Origin of the sequence: Zhouia amylolytica, from assembly GCF_900116365.1 — a bacterium.
Classification (GTDB): domain Bacteria; phylum Bacteroidota; class Bacteroidia; order Flavobacteriales; family Flavobacteriaceae; genus Zhouia; species Zhouia amylolytica.
The window spans coordinates 535,645-558,552 of record NZ_FPAG01000001.1 but is presented as its reverse complement, the minus strand read 5'-3'; the positions used below and the strand labels follow the sequence as shown (position 1 = coordinate 558,552).

General features: G+C 39.8%; 15 protein-coding genes. 10 read left to right on the top strand and 5 right to left on the bottom strand.

All coding sequences use genetic code 11. The annotated features are described in order from the left end of the window. Positions 1 to 76 precede the first annotated feature (76 nt). Positions 77 to 2,488 (bottom strand): outer membrane beta-barrel protein, encoded by a 2,412-nt coding sequence (locus tag BM361_RS02360; RefSeq protein ID WP_083425839.1) that lies wholly within the window; start codon positions 2,486 to 2,488, stop codon positions 77 to 79. Between the two features lie 274 nt (positions 2,489 to 2,762). Between BM361_RS02360 and lepA the strand changes: the two genes are divergently transcribed. Continuing rightward, entirely contained in the window at positions 2,763 to 4,559 is a 1,797-nt protein-coding gene (gene lepA / locus BM361_RS02355; protein ID WP_074976623.1) for a translation elongation factor 4, read from the top strand. 176 nt (positions 4,560 to 4,735) lie between these two features. Next, positions 4,736 to 4,900, top strand: a complete 165-nt coding sequence (locus tag BM361_RS16925; protein ID WP_175496536.1) for a hypothetical protein — start codon at positions 4,736 to 4,738, stop codon at positions 4,898 to 4,900. Here BM361_RS16925 and BM361_RS02350 read toward each other — a convergent pair. Then, positions 4,865 to 6,736 carry a cation:proton antiporter gene (locus BM361_RS02350; protein ID WP_074976621.1) on the bottom strand — a complete coding sequence of 624 codons (1,872 nt, stop codon included), beginning with the start codon at positions 6,734 to 6,736 and terminating at the stop codon, positions 4,865 to 4,867. The two genes, BM361_RS16925 and BM361_RS02350, sit on opposite strands and share 36 nt — an antisense overlap. Before the next feature lie 141 nt (positions 6,737 to 6,877). On the opposite strand from BM361_RS02350, the gene BM361_RS02345 reads away from it, so the two are divergent. The 3 genes from BM361_RS02345 (at position 6,878) to BM361_RS02335 (ending at position 11,465) form a co-directional block, all read left to right on the top strand. Further along, positions 6,878 to 7,738, top strand: a complete 861-nt coding sequence (locus BM361_RS02345; protein WP_074976619.1) for an MBL fold metallo-hydrolase — start codon at positions 6,878 to 6,880, stop codon at positions 7,736 to 7,738. A 50-nt stretch (positions 7,739 to 7,788) separates the two neighbouring features. Further along, positions 7,789 to 9,411, top strand: a complete 1,623-nt coding sequence (locus BM361_RS02340) for a S8 family peptidase (protein ID WP_074976618.1) — start codon at positions 7,789 to 7,791, stop codon at positions 9,409 to 9,411. A gap of 164 nt (positions 9,412 to 9,575) precedes the next feature. Continuing rightward, complete coding sequence (locus tag BM361_RS02335; RefSeq protein WP_074976616.1) at positions 9,576 to 11,465, top strand: M1 family metallopeptidase; 1,890 nt, start codon at positions 9,576 to 9,578, stop codon at positions 11,463 to 11,465. 107 nt (positions 11,466 to 11,572) lie between these two features. Here BM361_RS02335 and BM361_RS02330 read toward each other — a convergent pair whose 3' ends face one another. Beyond that, positions 11,573 to 12,682 (bottom strand): lactonase family protein, encoded by a 1,110-nt coding sequence (locus BM361_RS02330; RefSeq protein WP_254785723.1) that lies wholly within the window; start codon positions 12,680 to 12,682, stop codon positions 11,573 to 11,575. A 125-nt stretch (positions 12,683 to 12,807) separates the two neighbouring features. On the opposite strand from BM361_RS02330, the gene rnpA reads away from it, so the two are divergent. From rnpA to BM361_RS02305, 5 genes are read left to right on the top strand one after another with little or no spacing between them, the layout of a single operon-like run. Next, on the top strand, positions 12,808 to 13,197 hold the full coding sequence (gene rnpA / locus BM361_RS02325; protein WP_038268150.1) for a ribonuclease P protein component: 390 nt from the start codon (positions 12,808 to 12,810) through the stop codon (positions 13,195 to 13,197). Positions 13,198 to 13,209: 12 nt separating this feature from the next. Further along, positions 13,210 to 14,838, top strand: coding sequence for a S41 family peptidase (locus BM361_RS02320; RefSeq protein ID WP_074976614.1), 1,629 nt, complete (start codon positions 13,210 to 13,212; stop codon positions 14,836 to 14,838). 8 nt (positions 14,839 to 14,846) lie between these two features. Continuing rightward, complete coding sequence (gene mgrA / locus BM361_RS02315; RefSeq protein WP_074976612.1) at positions 14,847 to 15,866, top strand: L-glyceraldehyde 3-phosphate reductase; 1,020 nt, start codon at positions 14,847 to 14,849, stop codon at positions 15,864 to 15,866. A gap of 11 nt (positions 15,867 to 15,877) precedes the next feature. Next, on the top strand, positions 15,878 to 16,864 hold the full coding sequence (locus BM361_RS02310) for a phosphotransferase (protein WP_074976611.1): 987 nt from the start codon (positions 15,878 to 15,880) through the stop codon (positions 16,862 to 16,864). Positions 16,865 to 16,886: 22 nt separating this feature from the next. Beyond that, positions 16,887 to 17,378 carry a GNAT family N-acetyltransferase gene (locus BM361_RS02305; protein ID WP_074976610.1) on the top strand — a complete coding sequence of 164 codons (492 nt, stop codon included), beginning with the start codon at positions 16,887 to 16,889 and terminating at the stop codon, positions 17,376 to 17,378. 208 nt (positions 17,379 to 17,586) lie between these two features. Here BM361_RS02305 and BM361_RS02300 read toward each other — a convergent pair whose 3' ends face one another. Further along, the gene (locus BM361_RS02300) at positions 17,587 to 19,326 is read right to left on the bottom strand and encodes a RagB/SusD family nutrient uptake outer membrane protein (protein ID WP_074976608.1); all 1,740 of its coding nucleotides are present in this window, start codon (positions 19,324 to 19,326) and stop codon (positions 17,587 to 17,589) included. Positions 19,327 to 19,342: 16 nt separating this feature from the next. Next, the gene (locus BM361_RS02295; protein ID WP_083425838.1) at positions 19,343 to 22,861 is read right to left on the bottom strand and encodes a TonB-dependent receptor; all 3,519 of its coding nucleotides are present in this window, start codon (positions 22,859 to 22,861) and stop codon (positions 19,343 to 19,345) included. Positions 22,862 to 22,908: the final 47 nt, after the last annotated feature.

Here is a 22,908-nt window from a genome sequence, read left to right as displayed (position 1 = left end):
TATCACAAATGAAGGGTCTTCACGATTTAAAAAAAACAGATTTCTGACGAACGGTCTAATGGAAGCATCAGGTGCATTACATCACCGGTTTCTCTTCCAATCGCTCCTGCTCTTCGGATTTGGTTTCCCTGTTGTTATCGGCCAGTCTGAAGTTTCCAAACTTGTATTTAAATCCAAGGGTGATGTTTCTGTTTTCGGCCATCGATTTATAGGCGTTATCCTGGTTTAAGTACTGCGAGCGAATCCACACCTGGTTCGTATTGAAGATATCCGCGATGTTTAAACTGACAGTAGCCCTCTTATTCCACAGCGATTTTGTGAGTCCGAGGTCTACGTAGAACTGATTCTTAAAATGGTACGACCCCTGGATAAAGTTCGATAGGTAATACAGGGTCATATTCGCATTCAGCGTTCCGTCTTTTGCCAGGCTGAACTGGTTATATGCTTGTCCGAGGTAGCCCATAGTATGGTTCTGTTCCCTGACACCTCCACTTTCTAAGGCCACAAATTCATTTTCCAAATAGAATCCGGACATATAGGTATATAAATACCACCATGAATTTACATACCCGTAATAGGTAAAGTCGAGGCTGTATTGAAATTCATGATCGATATTATAGTAGGATTCGTATAGGATCTGATTCTCATTCTCCTGGAATACGAGCTTGGAAAGGTTGTTATTCACATGCTGGTAATAGAGTGAAAAAATGAACTGCCCTTTGTAGGTATAGTCCAAGGCTATTTTGTTCTCAATGGCCCTGGTTAAGCTTGGGTTTCCTCCGATGTACTGATCTTCGTTATAGTAATAGCGATACGGATTTAGACTCCCGTATTTCGGGCGCTCCAGGCTTCGTTTGTACGACATGCTATACTGATGATTCTCTGAAGGCACATACGTAATGATGGACGTTGGAAACAGTTCGAAATACTTTTGGGTATTGATGTCGCCCAAAGCGATCGAATTCGCTTCCACATCGGTGTACTCCCCTCTCAGTCCGGTGGACAATGACCATTTTTCCCATTCTTTGTTGAATTGAGCATAACCGGCATATACATTCTCGGTATACTTAAACTGGTCGTCGACCGTGTTTAAGGGTACCACATCGCCGGAATAATTTACCAAACTATTGCTTTTGATAGCACTGTACTTAACTCCTGTTTCAAAAGAAGAGGCATCTGAAGGGATCGAGAAGTCTAATCCCTGCGTATAGATATCATTCTTTTGCTCGGCATAAAAATCGAAACTATCGGTTCCGGTGGACGTATTATCGACCGCGTAATAGTTGGTTTCCAGAAACTGATTTTGAGCGTCTTTGTAATAGATATAGTCCGATACCAGATTCATGGTCGCTCCTTTCTCACCTATTTTCAATTCATAATCCATCGTAACGGATACGTTGGAACGGTCGTTATCCAAATCGCTGTCGGTATCGAAATAAGAAGCTAACTGCTCGTTAGCATCGTATACATTGGTTCTGATATCGTTGGCTAATTTCTTATTTGGTGAGTGGAGGATATTTGAACTGAGGCTGATATCACTTTTTTCCCCCAGGGTAAAATCTAAAATGGTACTCAGCTGATGCGCATACGAACGGGTTACTTTTCTAAAGTCCGATTCCCATTGTCCGTTCGGGGTGTTCCCATCGAACCAGTTGACATAACTGTTATCGTGTTTATATTGCTTTTTAGGGTTGTAGCTATAATTCAGAAAGGCGTTTACAAAATCGTTTTTGTAGTAATGACTGGTTCCAAGCGAATATTTTGGAAAAACAGCTTGAGTCCATCTCCCTTCTACACTTCCTTTATAACCAATAGATATACTTTTTGCAGTGGTGATATTAATGATCGTACTTGCTTCGGCATCGTATTTCGCGGAAGGGTTGGTGATGACCTCCACCGATTTTATGTTAGAACCCGAATAGTTGGTGAGTAAACTATTGAGCTCCGACCCTGTTAGATACACAGGTCGGTCGTTGATATATACTTCTGCGGAAGAGTTTTTTACCAGGATGGAACTATTGGTAACGATGACCCCCGGGGTTTGTTTCAGAATGTCATAGGAAGATAATTCTGAAAGGGAGGTGTTTTCTACATTAAAGACCAGGCGATCGGACTTGCGTTCTATGGTCGGTTGGTTGACAACAACGCCTTCTAACTCTTGCACATTTTTGGTTAATACCAATTGAATATCTTGAATGGAATTAGCAATTACCAAAGGTTGGGCATAATCGGTATAACCTACGTAACTCGATTTAAGAATGTAAGTGCCGGGTTCGATATGGGTAAACTCAAACGCCCCATGTTCGTTGGAAGAAACGGCTTTCACCAAAGTCGAATCTGAATTCTTTAGTAAAAAAACGTTGGCGTAGATTAAAGCTTTTTGCTCGTCGGAAATCACTTTTCCCTGAACTGAATATTTCTGGGCATTCCCTGAATAAGCAATAAAAACAAATACCAAGCCAAGTAATTTGGTTAGTTTAGTTAGCATGTTTTTAGTTGAGGCGTGTTAATTTGAGGTTAAATTTAAGAATATCTGCAAATGCCGCAAATTTTATATAGAGTATTTTCTGTAAATCTGTTATTTTAAATCCTTTCCAAAGTTCGATTTCAACTATTTTACCTCTTGAAAATAATGTATATTTGCAGATTCAACGATTGCTGAATCTTTTTAGGCCTAAAGCGCTCTAATTGATGAAATTGAAAACGACGGGATTGTTTGTATAAACCAAACACTGGAAAGAAGCGGCAACTAAATTGTACAAATGAAAAATATCAGGAATTTTTGCATTATTGCGCATATAGACCACGGTAAAAGTACTTTAGCAGATCGCTTGCTGGACTTTACAGGTTCAGTTACTGATCGTGAAAAGCAGGATCAATTACTCGATAATATGGATCTTGAACGCGAGCGCGGGATCACCATTAAGAGTCACGCCATTCAGATGGAGTACACTTACAAGGGGGAGCAATACATATTGAACCTTATCGATACTCCCGGACACGTCGACTTCTCTTATGAGGTTTCTCGTTCGATCGCGGCATGTGAAGGAGCTCTGTTAATTGTTGATGCTGCACAAAGTATACAGGCGCAAACTATTTCTAACTTGTACCTGGCACTTGAAAACGATTTAGAAATTATTCCTGTTCTTAATAAAATTGATCTTCCGAGTGCGAATCCTGAAGAGGTGACCGATGATATCGTAGACTTATTGGGTTGTGACCCTGAGGATGTAATTCCTGCCAGTGCTAAAACAGGACTCGGAATCGAAGAGATTTTAGAGGCGATTATCGAGCGCGTTCCTGCTCCAAAAGGCGAGCCGGATGCTCCTTTACAGGCCTTGATCTTCGATTCGGTTTACAATCCGTTCAGAGGGGTTGAAACTTACTTCAGAGTACTTAACGGTGAAATCAAAAAGGGCCAGAAGATTAAGTTTATGGCTACTGATAAGTCTTATTTCGCTGATGAGATCGGAACGCTTAAACTAAAGCAGCAACCGAAAAATATTATAAAGACTGGTGATGTAGGATACCTGATTACGGGTATTAAAGATGCCCGCGAGGTAAAAGTGGGTGATACGGTAACCAGTACTGAAAATCCATGTGTTAAGCCTATTGAAGGTTTTGAAAACGTAAAGCCTATGGTATTTGCGGGGATCTACCCTGTTGATACGGAAGATTATGAAGAGCTTCGCGGGGCTATGGAAAAGCTACAGCTGAATGATGCTTCTCTTGTTTTTGCTCCTGAAAGTTCGGCAGCATTAGGGTTTGGTTTTCGATGTGGATTCTTAGGGATGTTACACCTGGAGATCATCCAGGAACGTTTAGAGCGTGAGTTTGACATGACTGTGATCACTACCGTTCCTAACGTTAGTTACCACGCTTACACTAAAAAAAATCCGGACGAGATCATTATTGTTAATAACCCTTCAGACCTTCCTGATCCTTCTAAATTAGAAAGGGTTGAAGAGCCTTTTATCAAAGCAACGATCATTACCAAAGCTGATTTTATCGGTCCGGTTATGTCATTGTGTATTGAAAAGAGAGGGGTTATCACGAATCAGACGTACCTGACTCCGGAGCGTGTTGAATTGAGTTTCGACATGCCATTGGCAGAAATCGTATTTGATTTCTACGATCGTTTAAAAACGGTTTCAAAAGGGTATGCTTCATTTGATTATTCTCCTATCGGGATGCGTCCTTCGAAATTGGTGAAGGTTGATATCCTTATCAATGCGAACTCTGTAGATGCATTATCTGCCCTGGTACATATGGATAACGCTCATACCATCGGTAAAAAGATGTGTGAGAAGTTAAGAGAGCTTATCCCGCGCCAGCAGTTCGATATTCCGATCCAGGCGGCTATTGGGGCTAAGATTATTTCAAGAGAAACGATTAAAGCCTTGCGTAAGGATGTAACGGCTAAATGTTATGGTGGTGATATCTCTCGTAAGCGTAAGCTTCTTGAAAAGCAGAAAAAAGGTAAAAAACGTATGCGTCAGGTGGGTAATGTAGAGATCCCTCAACAGGCATTTATGGCAGTGCTCAAGCTGAACGATTAATACGGCCGATATATTATAATGAAAGCCTTCCTGAAGTACCATTCGGGAAGGCTTTTTTAATGCTATATTCTTTCTTTTGTAGGAGATTTTCTTGTAAAAACCTTAAGTTTTTATATCTTTAAGTAATTCACAACAAACAATTTACCTTACTTATGGCGGATTCAAAACCTATAAAAATGAAGTTCCTAAGGCTATTCGGAATCATTATATTCATGTTCGGAATGATCGCCTCTACCCTGTATCATTCCGCTACTGCGGATATTAATTGGATCGATTTTGTATTAGGCGCGATCACCGGTGCCGGATTAGGCCTCGCTCTTGGCCTCCTCAGACGGGGCTGATACTTTCTTTTTGGTTTCTTTTACCACCGGTTTTCCCATATAGACGAGTTTAGATCCTTTTTCGATTTCAAAATCTTCGTCAAGGGAACAAATGATATGCAACTCTCCGGTAAGGTCTTTTACAAATAAAGGAACTGCTTTTTGTTCTTTATTCAATTCATCTATTTGCTCTAAATATTGTTGCGTAGACTCTAATTCCAATTCATTAATGGTCGGGTAATCTCTGGCTACCTCACTTAGGTTGATGTAATCGTCTTTCTTAGAAAAAAGGTCTTCCAATGGTAATTGATTTGGGTTCCTTAATTCTTCTGAAGTAATCAGTCGGAACGCTCCGTTCTCACCCAGGTATTTCTTGAACCTGGACAGGGCATGTTTGTTTACATCATCACTACCGGTTAAAGCCAATAGATACCCAATATCACTCAACTCGACATCGGTTGATATATCTTCGGAATAAATATTTGATTCCATGGCGTCGAGGTTAATGGCTTTAGCCTTGGCTACATTGTCGCTGTTACTATCGATCAGTACCACGTGACGATCGTTATTTTTCAGGTATTTAGCAATCAATCGCGAAGCTTTGGAAGCTCCAACGATTAAAATACCGTTTGATTCTTTTAAGAATACCCCGATCAGTTTGGCAAACATCCTTGCGGTTGTTCCGTTCAGGAGTACGGTCACCAACACCAAGGTAACTACCAAGGGGGTTATATATTCTGCATTCGGCACTTCGTTCAGGGTTAGTTTAGTACCCAATAAAGAAGCGATACCTACCGCTACGATACCTCGTGGGCCTACCCAGCTAATAAAGAGTTTTTCGTTTGTTTTCAGGCTTGAGTTATAGGTACTGAAAAACACCGACAACGGTCTTAAGATAAATACAATTACTGCCATTAAGGCTGCGGTTTGCCAGTTATAAACCAACAACAGGTCGCTGATATTGATGTTAGCGGCCAGGAGTATAAATAGTATTGAAATCAACAATACACTCAATGATTCTTTAAAGTACAATAGTTCTTTGAGGTTAGGAAGGTTACTGTTTCCTAATACCATTCCCATAACCACCACTGATAATAAGCCTGATTCGTGTGCAAAGACATCCGATTCTACAAAGACTAGTAACACTACTGATAAGGCTGTTACATTCAGTAAGTAATGCGGAATTAACTTCTTCTTCATGGCGAAGTACAGCGCATAAGCTGCTGATACCCCGAAAGAGAAGCCGACGATGGCTATTTTTCCAAATTCCATAAAGGCTTGCTTGGTGAAGCCTGCGGATCCGCCTACGTTAATAAACTCGAATACCAATACGGCTACTAGTGCTCCCAAAGGGTCGATCAGAATTCCCTCCCATTTTAAAACGGCGGAAACGTCTTTCTTCAGCGGGATGTTTCGTAGGATTGGTGAAATTACCGTAGGTCCGGTAACGATGATCAAAGCGGCAAAAAGAAAAGAGATCTGCCAGGTTAGATCGAATATATAATGCGTGGCCACGGCAGCACCGATGAAGGTGATGACTGCTCCGATACTGATCAGTTTAAGGATCACCGGTCCTACCTTTGAGATTTCATTCTTCTTCAGGGTAAGACCTCCTTCAAATAAAATAACCCCCATTGCCAGGGATACGAAGTAATACAAGCTGTCTTCCGGGAACAATCCGTGGGTACCATTCCACACGGGTTCTATCCATTTGCTGCCATCTTCGGTAAACAAGGTTGACACCGGTCCAACGAATAACCCTATGAGTATCAATGGTAGTATCGCAGGAATTTTCAATCTCCATGCCACCCATTGAGCCAAAATACCAAGTATAACAATTCCTGCAAGCTCTAACATAAGCGTCGAATATTACATTATTTGAGTTCCTAAATATAGGAAAATGTTAAAAAACGCCTAATAAAATAAGGTAATAATGACTTTTCAGCAATGCTTTTATTAATTTGCAAGACTAATTTCTGAATATAGAAAATTGATTTTATGACACTTTACCCCATTGAATCCGGAAATTTTAAGCTTGATGGCGGCGCTATGTTTGGTGTAGTACCAAAGTCTATCTGGCAAAGAACCAATCCGGCAGATGCAAATAATATGATAGATATGGCTGCCCGATGCCTGCTTATTGAAGATGGTAATCGACTTACACTAATCGATACCGGAATGGGCAATAAGCAATCGGATAAGTTCTTTGGTTATTATTATTTATGGGGCAATCACGATCTTGACACTTCTTTGAAAAAGGCAGGTTTTCATCGGGATGATATAACGGATGTGTTTATGACTCATTTGCATTTCGATCATTGCGGAGGGAGTGTTCAATGGAACAAGGACAGAACCGGCTATGAGCCGGCATTTAAAAATGCGAAGTTCTGGACCAATAAAGATCATTGGGATTGGGCCGTAAAGCCGAATGCTCGTGAAAAAGCTTCTTTTCTTCCTGAAAACATAAAGCCCATGGAAGAAAGCGGGCAATTAAATTTTATCGATAATAATGGGGATTCATACGAAAGGTCTGTTGAAATGGGCTTTGACATTTTATATGTCGACGGTCATACCGACAAACAGATGATCCCTCATATTACATACCAAGGCAAAACACTTGTGTTTGCTGCCGACCTTTTACCAACCACCGGGCATATTCCTTTGCCTTATGTAATGGGCTACGACACCAGACCGTTACTCACTTTAGACGAAAAAGAGACTTTTCTTGAAACCGCTGTTGATCAGGAGTACTACATCATGTTGGAGCACGACGCCCATCATGAGATCTGTACCTTGCAGCATACTGAAAAAGGCGTTCGTTTAAAAGACACCTTCACCTTTGATGAAGTTTTTAAATAAGCTTTCAAAAAAATGAATCACTAAAAATTGAACTATAATTGATATTGAAAATGAGAATTGTTAAACCTATTTTAAGTACGGCCTCTATGGCTCTTATTTTGGCTGCATGTGGATCGCCAAAATTAGTTTCTACCCCAATAGAAAACATAGATAATACTCCTTTAAAAGTAACTGAACTTACAGATACTGAAATGAAGCACTGGGGTCATCTTGACCTGGTTCAGGATACCATCCCGGGAATGTCTGTTGAAAAAGCCTATAACGAAATCTTAAATGCTCGTAAGGGACAACCTGTGATCGTTGGGGTTATTGATTCGGGTGTGGATATTAACCACGAAGACCTGAAAGATGTGATCTGGATCAATAAGGATGAGGTTCCAAATAATGGAATCGATGACGATAAGAATGGTTATATCGATGATGTTTACGGGTGGAATTTCTTAGGGGAGGCTGTTGATGAAAACCTCGAATTGACCAGAATCGTAAAAAAAGGTGATGATGGTTCGGCAGCTTATCAAAAGGCAAAAGCTGAATTTGATAAGAAGAAGCAGGAGGCCTCTCAGAATGCACAGCGTTATGAACAAATATACCAGGTGGTTTTAGATGCGGATGAAGCCATCGCTAAACACCTGGGTAAAAAGGAATATACTAAAGAGGATGTCGATGCTATTGAAACTGACGATCAGGCTCTTTTACAAGCAAAAGGGATGATGTCTCAGTTTCTAAGCAGAACTGATGGTGTTGCGGATTTAAAAGAACAAATTAAAGGTGGGGTTGATTATTATACGGATCAACTTAAATACAATCTAAACCTTGATTTTGACGGAAGAGCTGTTGTTGGTGACGACCCTTATGATATCAATGATACTGATTACGGTAATGGTGATGTGATTACGGATAGCGAGCTTGCAAAGCACGGTACACACGTTGCAGGAATTATTGCTGCTACCAGAAATAACAATATCGGAATGGACGGTGTTGCTCAGAACGTAGAAATTATGGCGGTTAGAGCGGTACCTAACGGTGATGAGTACGATAAGGATATTGCTTTGGCTATTCGTTATGCGGTTGATAATGGTGCTAAGGTGATTAACACCAGTTTTGGTAAGTATTACTCTCCTAACCCGGAGTGGGTATGGGATGCGATTAAGTATGCTGCTGAAAAAGATGTGTTGATCGTTAATGCTGCCGGAAACGAAGGTGAGGATCTTGATAAAACGAATGTATATCCTAACGACGCAAAGGATAACAGTCCGGAGATCGCTGACAACTTTTTAACGGTTGGTGCTTTACACTACAAATACGGTCCTGAAATGATCGCTACGTTCTCTAACTACGGAGAGGTTAATGTGGATGTTTTTGCTCCGGGTACCAAGATATGGGCTACCACTCCTGAAAATACTTATGAATACCTACAAGGTACTTCTATGGCTGCACCTGCGGTTGCCGGGGTAGCGGCTACAATCAGATCTTACTATCCTAAGCTAAGTGCTGCACAGGTGAAGCAGGTTATTATGAACTCTGGTCTTGCGGCTAAATCTAATGTGATCTTAGGTGGTAATCCTGCGGATAAGGAGTCGTTTGCAACGATTTCTAAATCAGGGAAAATGGTAAACTTATACAATGCCATCATCCTTGCTGATAAGGTTTCGAGAGGAGAAATCAATTTATAAATATTATTCAAGAGGTTGTCTAAAAAGTGGTGAAAATTTATGTCACACTGAGCTTGTCGAAGTGTAATCTGTTGGAGATCAAATTGTCTTCGACAGGCTCAGACTGACAATTTTTATAAAAAGAAGCTTTTTAGACATGCTCTTTTTTTCTAAACTAACTTATTATGAAACGAACGCAATTATACATGAACTTATCTGTTGTCCTGATGTTGTTTGGTATTGCTTTAGCTACTGCTCAAAACAACACTTCGTATTGGCAACAGCATGTCGATTATAAGATGGATATCGATATGGATGTTGAAAATTATCGGTATGAGGGGCGTCAGGTGTTAACTTATACCAATAATTCTCCAGATACGCTAAACAGCGTTTATTATCATTTATATTTTAATGCTTTCCAGCCGGGAAGTGAAATGGATAGCCGTTTACAAAATATTCCTGACCCTGATGGTCGTATGGTTAATAACCTGGGGACTAAGGAAAATCCTAAATACGAAAGTCGTATTGCGAAGTTATCGCCTTCTGAGATTGGTTATATTAAGGTAAAAAGTCTTGAGCAAAACGGAAAGGCTGTAACTTATAATGTTGAGGGAACGGTACTGGAAGTTAGTCTTAATAAGGGTATCCTTCCTGGTGAGTCTGCTACTTTTACTATGGAGTTTGACGGGCAGGTGCCTGTTCAGATCCGAAGAAGTGGTAGAAATAGTAAGGATGGGGTTGCATTATCGATGACGCAATGGTATCCTAAAATGGCTGAATATGATTTCCAGGGGTGGCATACCAGTCCGTATATCGCTCGTGAGTTTCAAGGTGTTTGGGGTGATTTTGACGTGAAACTGACTATCGACAAGGATTATGTAGTTGGTGGTACGGGTTACCTGCAAAACCCTAATGAGATTGGTTACAACTACGAAAAAGAGGGTACGCAAGTTAAGCGTCCGCGCGGGAAAAAATTAACCTGGCATTTTAAAGCGCCGATGGTACACGATTTTACCTGGGCTGCTGATCCGGAATACATTCACGACAAACTGGAGACTGAAAGTGGTGTTACCTTACACTTCCTTTATAAAAATGATCCTGAGATCGTAGATAACTGGAAAAAGGTTCAAGGGCCTACTGCTGAGCTTTTAGCTTACTTTAATGAGCACATCGGACCTTACCCATGGAAGCAGTACTCTGTGATTCAAGGTGGTGACGGTGGTATGGAGTACGCTATGTGTACGCTTATTGCGGGAGGTAAAAGATATGGTAGTCTTTTCGGTACTACGGCACACGAAATGGCTCATGCCTGGTTCCAGCATTTATTGGCTACCAACGAGTCTAAGTACGAGTGGATGGATGAAGGGTTTACTTCTTATATCTCTACTCTGGCGGAAAATCACGTTGAAAACAAAAACCCTGTGAACCCGAGTATTGGTTCTTACAAGGGCTACTATTATATCGTTAAATCGGGAGTAGAGCAACCGCAAACTACGCATGCTGACAGGTATAACTATAATGCTGCATACAGTATTGCTGCTTATAGTAAAGGGGCTGTATTCTTATCTCAGTTGGGGTATGTAATCGGACAGGATAATTTAAAAGAAACGATTAAGCGTTATTACAACGATTTTAAGTTTAAACATCCGACGCCTAACGACTTTAAGCGTGTTGCTGAAAAGGTTTCGGGAATTCATTTAGACTGGTATTTAACGGATTGGACTCAAACTACCAATACTATTGACTATGGTATTAAAGGGGTTACTGCTGAGGGGAATAAAACCAAAGTAACTATGGAGCGTATCGGTTTAATGCCAATGCCTATAGATGTTATCGTTACCTATAACGATGGTTCTCAGGAGTATTTCTATGCCCCGCTACGAATGATGCGTGGTGAGAAGCCTACGAACCCGTATACAAATACAAAACGCACTGTATTGCCTGACTGGGCATGGGCGTATCCTACTTACGATTTTACCATTAATAAATCGAAGTCTGAAATAAAAAGTATCGTTATAGACCCTAACGGCTTTATGGCTGATATTAATAAGGATAACAATACTTATTCGGAATAATATTTTAAGTGTTATATTGTTTCTGATAAAAATGCCGACCTTAATTATTGAGGTCGGCATTTTTTATGTGGTTAATTATAAACTCTTTTTTTCGAACTATTACCGATTTAAAACAGGATACACACCGGAGAAGGAGCCGCTACTTCGCTTACATATGTTAGCAGTCCGGTTGTCTGATCTCTTTTAAATGCAATAATATTGTTGCTGTTTTGGTTGGCAACCAATAAAAAGTCTTGATCGGGCGATAATGTAAAGTTTCTGGGCCAGTCGCCTCTTACGGAATCAAAACCTATATTCATTAGCTCTCCATTCTCTTCCACTTTAAAAATGGCTATGGAATTATGTCCGCGGTTAGAGCCATATACATATTGACCATCTGAGGATATGTGGATATCTGCGCAATAGCTGTCGCCTTTAAAATCGGCTGGCAGGGTACTAATGGTTGATTGTTTTTCCCACTTGTCTTCAGCGTTTTTCTTCAGGGTTACAATGCTGCTGCTTAATTCATTAATAACATAGGCATAGGTGCCATTTGGGTGAAAGGTCATGTGCCGCGGACCGTCACCCGGATTCATATCGAGGGTTGCCGGTGCTTTGGCTATGAGGCTGTCATTTTTAATTTCAGAGAACCACAGTTGATTGGTGCCGAGGTCGACTTCCACCAAAGAACGATCGGGTTGTACCCATACGGAATGTGCATGCGGACCGGTTTGTCTTGCGTTTAAGGTATCGCCATGGTGCTGATGTATATCGAGCAAGTCTGATAGTTTTCCATTGGCATCCAGTTTTAAGAGTCCGGTATTTCCTCCTGTATAATTTGCTGTTAGCACATAATTATCTGGTGTGGTGGTAACAAAACAGGGATGTGCACCCCCGGAGGAACTTCTGTTTATAAACACCAGGCTGTCAGGGGTTATTTGGTAGGATTCTACCGTGCCTGTTTCATTTTCATTAACCGCCAATAAATAGGCTTTGTCTGCGGTATACGACAGAAAAGATGGATTTTCGGTAGCAGCCAGCAGTTTTTGTTTTTCGAGGGATCCGTCTTCAGAGAGTGCGTAGCGATAAATTCCGCGACTTTCTTTATCAGTATAGGTTCCGACGTAGAAATAGGTAACGTTTTCTTTTTTTTCCTCGGCGGTATCTTGTTTTTCTTTTTCCTTTTTACAACTTACAATAAGCATAAGCGTAAGGCTGGTAATAAGTAATTTCTTCACACTATTTTTGTCATGGTTATTAACTTCTGAAAGATACAATATCTATTCATAAAACAAGAGCCGGTGGTTTTTGAGACTTATGTGAATAGGTTTTTCTATTTTTACACAGAATGATATTTTGCTGCATGGATTACACATTTCCTAAAAAAGAGAAATTAAAAAGTAAGAAACTGATAGAACGCATGTTTACTGAGGGTTCGTCGGTTTCTAAATACCCTTTAAGGGTTGTTTATATTAAAAATGATGATTGGTTTGAAGCGTTTACGATTCAGGCGGGTTTTTCGGTTCCTAAACGCAAGTTTAAAAAAGCTGTAGACCGGAATAAGGTAAAAAGGTTGATGCGTGAAGCCTACCGTCTGAACAAAGAGCTCATTTTTAACAATCTGGAAACAAGTCATGCCTTTATGTTTTTGTACCTTGGAAAGGAAATTCCGGATTTTCAGGAATTAAATACCGCCATGCAAAAACTTTTAAATAAATTCATAAGTAAGATTCAGCAAGAATCGAACTCATAAAATACGATTGTTATGAAGAAGCTATTAAGAAAAAGAGTGCTAATCCCTGTTTTAGCGGTCTTCGTTTTAATTTCGGCAAGTTCGTTTAAAAACGATTTCTTTGAAATTGCCAAGCAGATAGAGATATTCACCACGATGTTCAAGGAGTTGAACATGAATTATGTGGATGAAACCAATCCTGCAGAACTGATGGATACTGCCATTAAGAATATGCTCGATGATCTCGATCCGTATACGCAGTTTATGAATGAACAGGATGTGGAAGAATTCAGGATTCGTAAAAATGGTGAATACTCGGGTATTGGTGCTGTGGTGCGCAACTATCCTGACAAAATTCTTATTGTAGAACCTTATAAAGATTCGCCTGCAGATAAGGCCGGATTAAAGGCAGGAGACGAAATTATTAAAATAGATGACGTCGATGTATCAGAATACAATGAAGATGCCTCAGAACTCCTAAAAGGAGCCAATAACAGTCAAATTAAGCTTACTTACAAGCGACAGGGAGCCACTGAGACGGCCACTATAGAGCGTGAAGAAATTGAAATTGATGCGGTACCGTTTTATGGAAAGATCGACGATAAAACCGGGTATGTTGTTTTATCGCGATTTAACAGAAAGGCTTCCAAACAAACCCAGGAGGCTATTGAGGCTTTAAAAGCCCAGGGTATAGAGCGTTTGGTTCTTGATCTGAGAGGGAATCCGGGTGGACTTTTAAGTGAGGCGATTGAGGTTTGCAATTTGTTTGTTCCTAAAGGCGAACTTATTGTGAGCACTAAATCGAAAGTTAAAAAGTTCAATCAGGCGTATTATACGAAACGTAAGCCTTTGGATGAAAACATTCCTTTGGTGGTATTGATTAATGGAAGAAGTGCCTCGGCGAGTGAAATTGTTAGTGGAGCGCTTCAGGATCTGGACAGAGCGGTGATTATAGGATCACAGAGCTTTGGAAAAGGACTGGTGCAGCGTCCGCTTAAACTGGTGTATGGAACACAGTTAAAAGTAACGATCTCGCGTTATTACACGCCAAGTGGAAGGTGTATTCAGTCGTTGGACTATTGGCATAGAGATGAACAGGGAAATGCGGTTAAAAACACGCAATTCAACGAGTTTAAAACCAAGAATGGCCGTAAGGTATACGACGGTGGAGGGGTTATTCCGGATCTTAAAATTGAAGCGCTTCAAAACAATGCTATCACGCGTGCATTGATTCAAAATAATGTGGTTTTTGATTACGCTACCAACTATTATTACAATCATCCGATTTCGGATATGTCTAACTTCGAATTAACGGAGTCTGACTACAGTGACTTTAAGTCTTTTGTGGCAGCGGCAGGTTTTGAATATGAAACCAAAACAGAAAGGGAACTCAAGGATTTAATGAGCTCAGGGGAGACCAAAGATTTTGGCGCCGAGGTACAAGCTGATTATGAAAAGCTATTAAAGGATATTCAGCAAAGTAAAATAAGCTCGATAGATACGTTTAAGAAGAATATTATTAAAGAGTTAGAAGATGAGCTTATTAAGCGTTATTTCTATCAGGAAGGACTTTATAATTACTATTTGAAAAATGATGAAGCGATAGTAACCTCATCTAAACTATTAGCTGATTCAGCAAAATTTAACAGCATATTACAATAAACACCCCAATGAACACAAACGATCATAATCCATTACCCTTATATGTACCGAATGCGAACCGTTATGAAACCATTCCTTACCGAAGGTGTGGGCAAAGCGGGATATTACTGCCTTTAATTTCACTTGGGCTCTGGCATAATTTTGGACACTCAAACGATTTTAAAAATGCGCGATCAATGGTAAGAACTGCTTTTGATCATGGTATTACTCATTTCGATCTCGCGAATAATTATGGTCCGCCATATGGTTCTGCTGAAGAAACCTTTGGCCGCATCCTTCAAAAAGATCTTGGTACTTACCGCGACGAACTCATTATTTCAACCAAGGCCGGATGGGATATGTGGCCGGGTCCTTATGGTAATCTTGGTTCGAGAAAATATCTTATTGCCAGTCTCGACCAGAGTTTAAAGCGTATGGGCTTAGACTATGTCGATATCTTTTATCATCACCGTCCGGATCCTGATACGCCGCTGGAAGAGACCATGGGTGCTTTGGATCACATTGTAAGACAGGGAAAAGCTTTGTATGTAGGTATTTCACAATACAATGCCGAAGACACAGCCAAGGCGGCTAAAATCTTAAAAGACCTGGGAACTCCATGCCTGATTCACCAGCCGCGATACAATATGTTCGACCGCTGGGTAGAAAACGGCTTATTGGATGTACTGGGAAATGAAGGGATCGGGGCTATTGCCTTTTCTCCACTGGAGCAGGGTATATTGACCGATAAGTATATTAACGGCATTCCTGAAGATTCCAGGGCGATTAAAGACGGTCGTTACCTACAGCGTGATAAGATTACCCCTGAAATTATTGAAAAGGTTAAGAAACTCAACGAAATTGCTCAACAACGCGGTCAATCGCTGGCACAAATGGCTATTTCGTGGTTATTGAAAGATAAAAGAATTACTACCGTATTGGTAGGGGTGAGTAAAACCGAGCAATTGAAAAACAATATTGAGGCTGCTCAAAACCTGAACTTCAGTAAGGAGGAATTGGATGCCATTGAAAAAGTTTTAAACGCTTAGTATCTATTTCAATGAATCATATTCCTGCGTTAAGTTCCATCCTTTGCCCGGAACATCTGGCAACCTGGGCGGAGACGAAATATGGCCTGTCAACTTGTGCACAAACGGGTATTTTAAAAACGGGTATCAACCATAATTACAGCATTCAAACTACGAATGGTAACTATGTGCTCAGGGTTTATTTTAAAGACTGGAAAACAGAAGAGGAGATAGCAGAAGAATTAAAACTGCTCCATTATTTAAATGAAAATAATGTTGGTGTTTCTTATCCGATAAAAGACCTGGAACAGCAATATATTCAACAAATTGAAGCTCCTGAAGGGCTAAGATTTGCTGTGCTGTTTTCTTATGCGGAGGGAGAAAACATTAAGAATCCATCAGAAAAGGTGTGTAGATTGTTGGGTAAGTCTATGGCTGAAATGCATCGGCTGACAGCGCATAAATCGATCGGTCGAAAATCCTATACTTCCGATACTTTAGTTGCCTGGGCTTATGACACCGCTCTGAGCTTTTTTCCGGAATCTAATCCTGAAATGCATTATTTTAAGCGTGCTAAAGAATTGATTCACGAAAGGTTCACCAGTGCTGATGCTACTAAATTGCGATCGGGGATCGTTCATCTGGACCTCTGGTATGATAATATGGCGGTTCAAAATGAGGATCGAATAACGTTCTTTGATTTTGATAATACCGGCAATGGTTGGTTGTTTTTAGACATCGGGTATAGCCTGATGCTGATTTTTAAAAATGAACCTGATAAGGAGCTGTTTAAAAGGAAAATGGCTGCTTTCTACGAGGGGTATGAATCTATAACCGGTATTTCAGAAGAAGAAAAAGAGCTGGTGCCTTTTGGCGGATTAGCCATTTGGCTTCATTATACCGGTATTCATGTGCAAAGATTTAACGATTTTACGAATCATTTTCTCAGTAATGATTTTTTGAAGTTCTGGATACATACCGTCAATGAATGGATGAAATATAACAGGATTAGTATTTAATTTAAACACTAAGAAGGGAATCATGAATGTTATTTATGCAAACGAGGCGCAATTAGGCATTGTACGTGCTTTGGCGTTAGAGACATGGCCTGCTACCTTTAAAGATATTCTATCGCCTGAACAAATTGATTATATGCTGGATTGGATGTATAGTACTGCATCGCTAAAGGATCAATTTAAAAGTGGAATAAAATTTATACTCGCAGAAGAAAACGACGACTATTTCGGCTTTGCGGCTTACGAGTTTAATTATAAGAACGAAGCTAAAACCAAGATTCATAAAATCTATATTCACCCTAAAAGTCAGGGTAAGGGTGTCGGCAGGATTTTAATAAACTTTATAGCTGAGGAGGCTAAGAAACACCATAATAATACCTTAACCCTGAATGTAAACCGTTACAATAAAGCAACTGGGTTTTATGAAAAACTGGGTTTTAATACCATGTATTCGGAAGATATTGATATCGGAAACGGGTATTTAATGGAAGATTTCGTGATGGATAAAGGGCTATAACGATCGGATAGTAGTATTGCTGGTGATGGGTGCAACAAAAGGCACTAATATAAAATCGGGCTCGGAAGGTATTTGTGGTAACGGGACCTCATTTTACCCGGCAAGAAACTGACCGCCTCTTATAAAATAATCAGGCCATTGTATCATACAATGGCCTGAATTAATCAACCAAATTAATCTATTTCTATGTGTAGATAATAGATTTTTTTTACTCCCAACCAGGATTTTGCTCCAGTTTAGGATTTAATGTAATTTCATTTAAAGGCACAGGAAGTAAATAATCTCTGTTCACATTAAATTGATTTCCTGATGCGATTTGATTTTGATGCGGATCTACATATCCGTCAGCATCTACCAAAACATCTACCCCAGGGGTAAGGTTAGGAAAATCTTCCTGTACAAAATAAACTCCTTTGAATCTTTTATTTACAATTAACTCATCTGCAGCTTGCCAACGCATGATATCATCAAATCGATATCCTTCAGCAGCGAACTCTACATGGCGTTCTCTTCGCACTTCATTAATAATTGGAGATAGCTCAGGGAAATTCCAATTCGGATCTGCAGGGATGCTGTTTAAGGTTAAATGAGGCATTCCTACACGATCTCTCAGCGCATTAATGGTCATATCGATATCCGTTTGGGTAATAGTTCCTAATTCGGCTTTTGCTTCTGCGTAGTTTAAAAGCACTTCAGCAAATCTAAAGATCGGTGATGACGTTGTACCTACACCTCCTGAAGAATATTGCGCAGGATCGGGATTTGCACCTTTAAACACCATATATCCTGAAGGGCAACCGGCAGATCCGCTCTGACCTAACGGAGCTTGTTCGAAAGCGGTAATTATTTCACCATTTACTTCCTCCATAGGATCTCCTGGTAAATATACTGTTTGGGCGAAACGTGGATCTCTGTTTGCTGACACGTTTTCCAATCCCTGATCGCCCTGGTATTGACCAGAGAGTGAAATTGGTAGGCCGTCGGCACATAGGTACTGATCTACAAGGTCTTTGGTTAATCCTACATCTCCTCCGATTCTCGGTAAATAACGTTGTCCGTTGTGGGCAATTCCCAAATCGCGATCGAAAGCTCTCCAGAGCATTACCTCAGGATGTCCTGAAAAATCGGTTTGATTGAATAATACCCAATAGTCGTTATCTGTGGCTCCGGTATTATAAACACCATAACCTGCAGGGTTATCTATTAATTGTTTAGCTGTATTGGCAGCAATTTGTAAAAATTGTGTTCCGTCAGATCCACTAACTCCGAAAGGGGTTCCTGAATGATACTTTTCCCAGGTACCTTCATACAATGCTACTCTTGATTTAAACAATAAAGCAATCTCTTTGTTTAATCTGTTCCCATTGCTTACTTCTCCGGAAGGCATATATTCTATAGCCTTATCAAGATCTGCGAGGATATTGTTTATTACTTCATTTCTAGGAGTTCTTTCACTGTATAATTCTTCTGAATCCGGGCTTAAAGGATCTGTGATCCATGGCACATCTCCGTAGCTTCTTACAAGATTAAAATAGTAATAAGCTCTGAAAAAATACCCTTCACCAACATATTGTGACATCTCATCAAATGGTGCATCTATTTCCTGGTATTTTGATAACATGGTATTTACAGAACGGATGTTACTATAGTTCCAGTTGCCATTACCTGAGTTGATGGTATTTCTTCCGGATAGCCTGTTATTGACATTGGTTCTAAGCATATTGTCACTACTGGCGTCATACCAGTAAATTCCTCCACTCCACTCTCCCGGACTCCATCCCGGAAATGAGGTGTAAAACTGAATGACAAATAAGTTTAAGTCATTCGGGGTTTGCCAATAATTATCGGTGGTTATATTATCCAGATCCGGGCGATCTAAAAAATCTTCATTGCATCCTACCAGTAGCATGATAGATGCTATAAATGATACTATTCTTATTGATTTCATAGTTATTTTTTTTTGTTTATAGACCTAGGTTTACTCCAAAAGACAATACACGTTGTAATGGATATATCTTACCATTACCCCAGGCACCTCCCAGCGCTTCCGGGTCAAAGTTCTCGTGTAAATCAGTAATGGTAAACAGGTTCTCACCACTGAAGTAAACTTGTGCTCTTGTTAAACCAATTTCATTAATTAAGCTGGTAGGTAATGAATAGCTTAATTGTACGTTCTTCAATCTTATATACGATGCGTCTTGTAAATATTTAGTTTGCGAACGCGTGTTCTTAACATGTTGACCTCCCATATAAGGTTTCGGGTAATATGCATCGGTATTTTCCGGTGTCCAGTAATCAAGAGATGTTTTGGTAATTGAGTTCTGCCACTGGTTTCCTCTGAATCCCCAGAAAAGGTTAGCTCCTGTTCCGAACATATAGTCTCTTTTTCCAACTCCCTGGAATAATACAGACAGGTCAAAACCTTTCCATGTAAGTCCGGCATTGATACCGTAGTTATAACGAGGTGTGCTGTTACCTATAATTTTTCTGTCGCCAGGATTATCGGTGGTATTATCACCAATATTAATTACTCCGTCACCGTTTAGATCGGCATACTGAATATCACCAGGTCCCCAGGTAGAAAAATAGTAAGATTGGTCTGCTGCATTTGCTACGTCTTCATCTGATTGGAAATAACCCACTGTTTCATGACCCCAGATCTCCCCTAACATTTGTCCTTCTCTATAAGTAGAAAAGATATTGGTAGGGTTATTAAACGAAACAACTTTGGTTTTGTTATCTCCAATGTTCACTCCTATACGGTATGATACTTGTCCGATTTGATCTCTCCACTTCAGGCTTAATTCCCATCCTTCCGTTCTTAATTCAGCATTGTTTTCCTGCGGTGCAGAAGCTCCTAATAAAGAAGGTAATGCTTCTACCGGTCCGATCATATCGCTGGTAGTTCTGCTAAACCAGTCGAAGGTCATGTTCAATTTATTGTTAAATAAAGCTGCATCTAAACCAAAATCGATACTGGTAACGGTTTCCCAGGTAAGGTTTGGGCTTACCAAAGAACCTAAATACACCACATTTGGTCTGGCTCCGTTTAACAAATAAGAACCGTTTCCAACATTTAAGAACTCTTGGAATCTGTTAGCTAAAGCCGGATCGTGATTTCCTAATTGACCCCATGATCCTCTGAACTTTAAGGTATTAACGGTATTTTTTATGCTTGACCAAAAATCTTCCTGAGATATCACATAACCGGCAGAAACCGATGGGAATACTCCACGACGCTTTCCTTCTCTAAAGAATGAACTTTCATCAATTCTTGTTTTACCTGAAAGTAAAAACTTGTCTTTATAGTTATAAGAAAGGCTGTAGAAGAAACCTCTTGTTGAATACTGACTTAAAGCATCGTCCGCAATGTCATCACCCACTGCCGTACTGATCGTTGGTACATTTTCAGTTACCAATTCAGATTTACGTCCGGTTAAGCCGGTATACTTTACTTCGCGTTGTTCATAACCTAATAAAAGGTCTATGTTATGATTCCCTATAGACTTTTTATAGTTGGTGGTGATGTTGAATAACTTATTGGTGTTTTCACTGAAACTACGAATAATTTCATCCGGATTGTACCCTACATTGTTAGAGGTTCCGTCTGGTAGAGGAATATAATTTCTCAACTCGATTCGTTCGGAATTGGCATTCGTAAGATGATAGTTATAACTCATTCTGGTTACCCAGTCGGTGATAGGCTCTAATTCTACCGCACCTTGAAGAATGGTGTTGTTGGTATAATTATTTGTATTCCCTGAATCCTGGATTCTTTTTACATCACTATTTACAATAGTTCCGTCAGGAGCGTACAATGGATTAACCGGCCACATTCTTGAAATCTGGTGATAGATGATGTTTTTGTCATAATTTCCAAATCCACCACTAGGCAATAAGGTATGTTCACGAGTATACTTAGAGGAAATATCAAATCGCAACCAATCGGTAGCTTCTGTGTTGAGGTTTAACGTAAAGTTATAACGATCGTACTCGTCGTCGGCGTATTCTAAATTACCTAATTGATTGTAATAGTTTCCGGATAGATAGAACGTTGTTTTTTCTGTTCCTCCATTTACCCCTAGTTTATGCTGCTGTCTCGGAGCATAATCTTTGTACATTATATCATACCAATCATTATTGGCATATCCATCAGTATAATACATCCAGTTGGTTCCTGAAACATTTGGTTGTGTTTCATCGGTAATATTTCCGGCAAGATAGTCCTGAATACGTTGTATTTCTTCGTCATCAAATAACGGGGTAGCCCCTCCGTTTGTTGCTGCATCATTATAGGCTCTTGCAAAGTCTAAACTGTTACTTGATTCAGGAAGGCTGGTAGGGGATGCAAATGCAATATTACCTGAATACTCAACAGAAATTCTACCCGCTTTACCTCTTTTTGTGGTAATTAATATAACTCCGTATGCACCACGTGAACCATAAATAGAAGCTGAAGCTGCATCTTTAAGAACGGAAACAGATTCTACATCATATGGGTTGATACTATTCATTTGACCCACGGTAATTGGCACACCGTCTAATAATATGTATGGGGTACCTCCGTTACCGGTTAAAGTTCCTGCACCACGAATATTTAAATTGGTTGTAGATCCGGGTTCACCACCACTACTATTTGTAGAAACATTAAAGTTGGCAATGGCTCCCTGAAGCATTTGATTTACTGATGCTACAGGTCGTTCCCCGATTTCCTTATCCATATTTACATCGGCAACCGCATCTGTTAAGTTGATTTTTTTCTTGGTACCATACCCTACGACTACCACCTCATCTAATTCTGAAGTATTTTCTACCAGGCTAATATTAATTTCCGTCTGGTTATTAACAGCAACCTCTTGCGTAGCAAATCCGACATATGAAAAGACCAATACAGGGTTTGATGCAGAAGTATTAATAGCAAATTTACCATTAAAATCTGTTGAGGTTCCGTTGGTGGTTCCCTTTACCATAATGGTAACTCCGGCCAAAGGTAATCCTTCGCTATCCGTTACCACACCTGTTATAGACTGTTGCATACGCGCCACAATCTGATCGTTTATTTTTTGTGGAGCCAGGCTTGATAATTCAGAATATCGCGATGTTAATAAATCAGTGAATTTTTGCTTGAGTTCAGGTTTACCCTTTGGAAACAGAATAATCTGATTTCTAACAAAACTATAGTCGATAGGACTTTTTGTAAAAAGAAGATTCATTACTTCTTCTAACTCCGTATTCTCTACAGAAATTGAAATTCGCTTTTTCACATCTATAATACTACTATTATAGAAAAAACTGTAACCACTCTTTTCTTCAATAGAAGAAAGAACAGTTTTTAATTCTTCGTTGTTGACACTTAATGATATGCTCTGTGCAAAGGCTTCAGATGCAAAAATTTTAGAAAGCGTAACACAAAGTAAAATGGCATAAATTTTCATAATCCGAAGCATGTGGATTTTTGAAAAAAGAAGTCTTCTTTTTTTCATAACTTTGGTCGGGTTTTAATTGTTTGTTTTACTTATTGTCTGTAACT

What these genes read in the sequence shown, in the direction of transcription:
- BM361_RS02335 (WP_074976616.1), top strand. Translation starts at nt 9,576, where the DNA reads ATGAAACGAACGCAATTATACATGAACTTATCTGTTGTCCTGATGTTG.
- BM361_RS02320 (WP_074976614.1), top strand. Translation starts at nt 13,210, where the DNA reads ATGAAGAAGCTATTAAGAAAAAGAGTGCTAATCCCTGTTTTAGCGGTC.
- BM361_RS02360 (WP_083425839.1), bottom strand. Translation starts at nt 2,488, where the DNA reads ATGCTAACTAAACTAACCAAATTACTTGGCTTGGTATTTGTTTTTATT.
- BM361_RS02350 (WP_074976621.1), bottom strand. Translation starts at nt 6,736, where the DNA reads ATGTTAGAGCTTGCAGGAATTGTTATACTTGGTATTTTGGCTCAATGG.
- BM361_RS02345 (WP_074976619.1), top strand. Translation starts at nt 6,878, where the DNA reads ATGACACTTTACCCCATTGAATCCGGAAATTTTAAGCTTGATGGCGGC.
- BM361_RS02295 (WP_083425838.1), bottom strand. Translation starts at nt 22,861, where the DNA reads ATGAAAAAAAGAAGACTTCTTTTTTCAAAAATCCACATGCTTCGGATT.
- rnpA (WP_038268150.1), top strand. Translation starts at nt 12,808, where the DNA reads ATGGATTACACATTTCCTAAAAAAGAGAAATTAAAAAGTAAGAAACTG.
- mgrA (WP_074976612.1), top strand. Translation starts at nt 14,847, where the DNA reads ATGAACACAAACGATCATAATCCATTACCCTTATATGTACCGAATGCG.
- BM361_RS02305 (WP_074976610.1), top strand. Translation starts at nt 16,887, where the DNA reads ATGAATGTTATTTATGCAAACGAGGCGCAATTAGGCATTGTACGTGCT.
- lepA (WP_074976623.1), top strand. Translation starts at nt 2,763, where the DNA reads ATGAAAAATATCAGGAATTTTTGCATTATTGCGCATATAGACCACGGT.
- BM361_RS02340 (WP_074976618.1), top strand. Translation starts at nt 7,789, where the DNA reads ATGAGAATTGTTAAACCTATTTTAAGTACGGCCTCTATGGCTCTTATT.
- BM361_RS02310 (WP_074976611.1), top strand. Translation starts at nt 15,878, where the DNA reads ATGAATCATATTCCTGCGTTAAGTTCCATCCTTTGCCCGGAACATCTG.
- BM361_RS02300 (WP_074976608.1), bottom strand. Translation starts at nt 19,326, where the DNA reads ATGAAATCAATAAGAATAGTATCATTTATAGCATCTATCATGCTACTG.
- BM361_RS16925 (WP_175496536.1), top strand. Translation starts at nt 4,736, where the DNA reads ATGAAGTTCCTAAGGCTATTCGGAATCATTATATTCATGTTCGGAATG.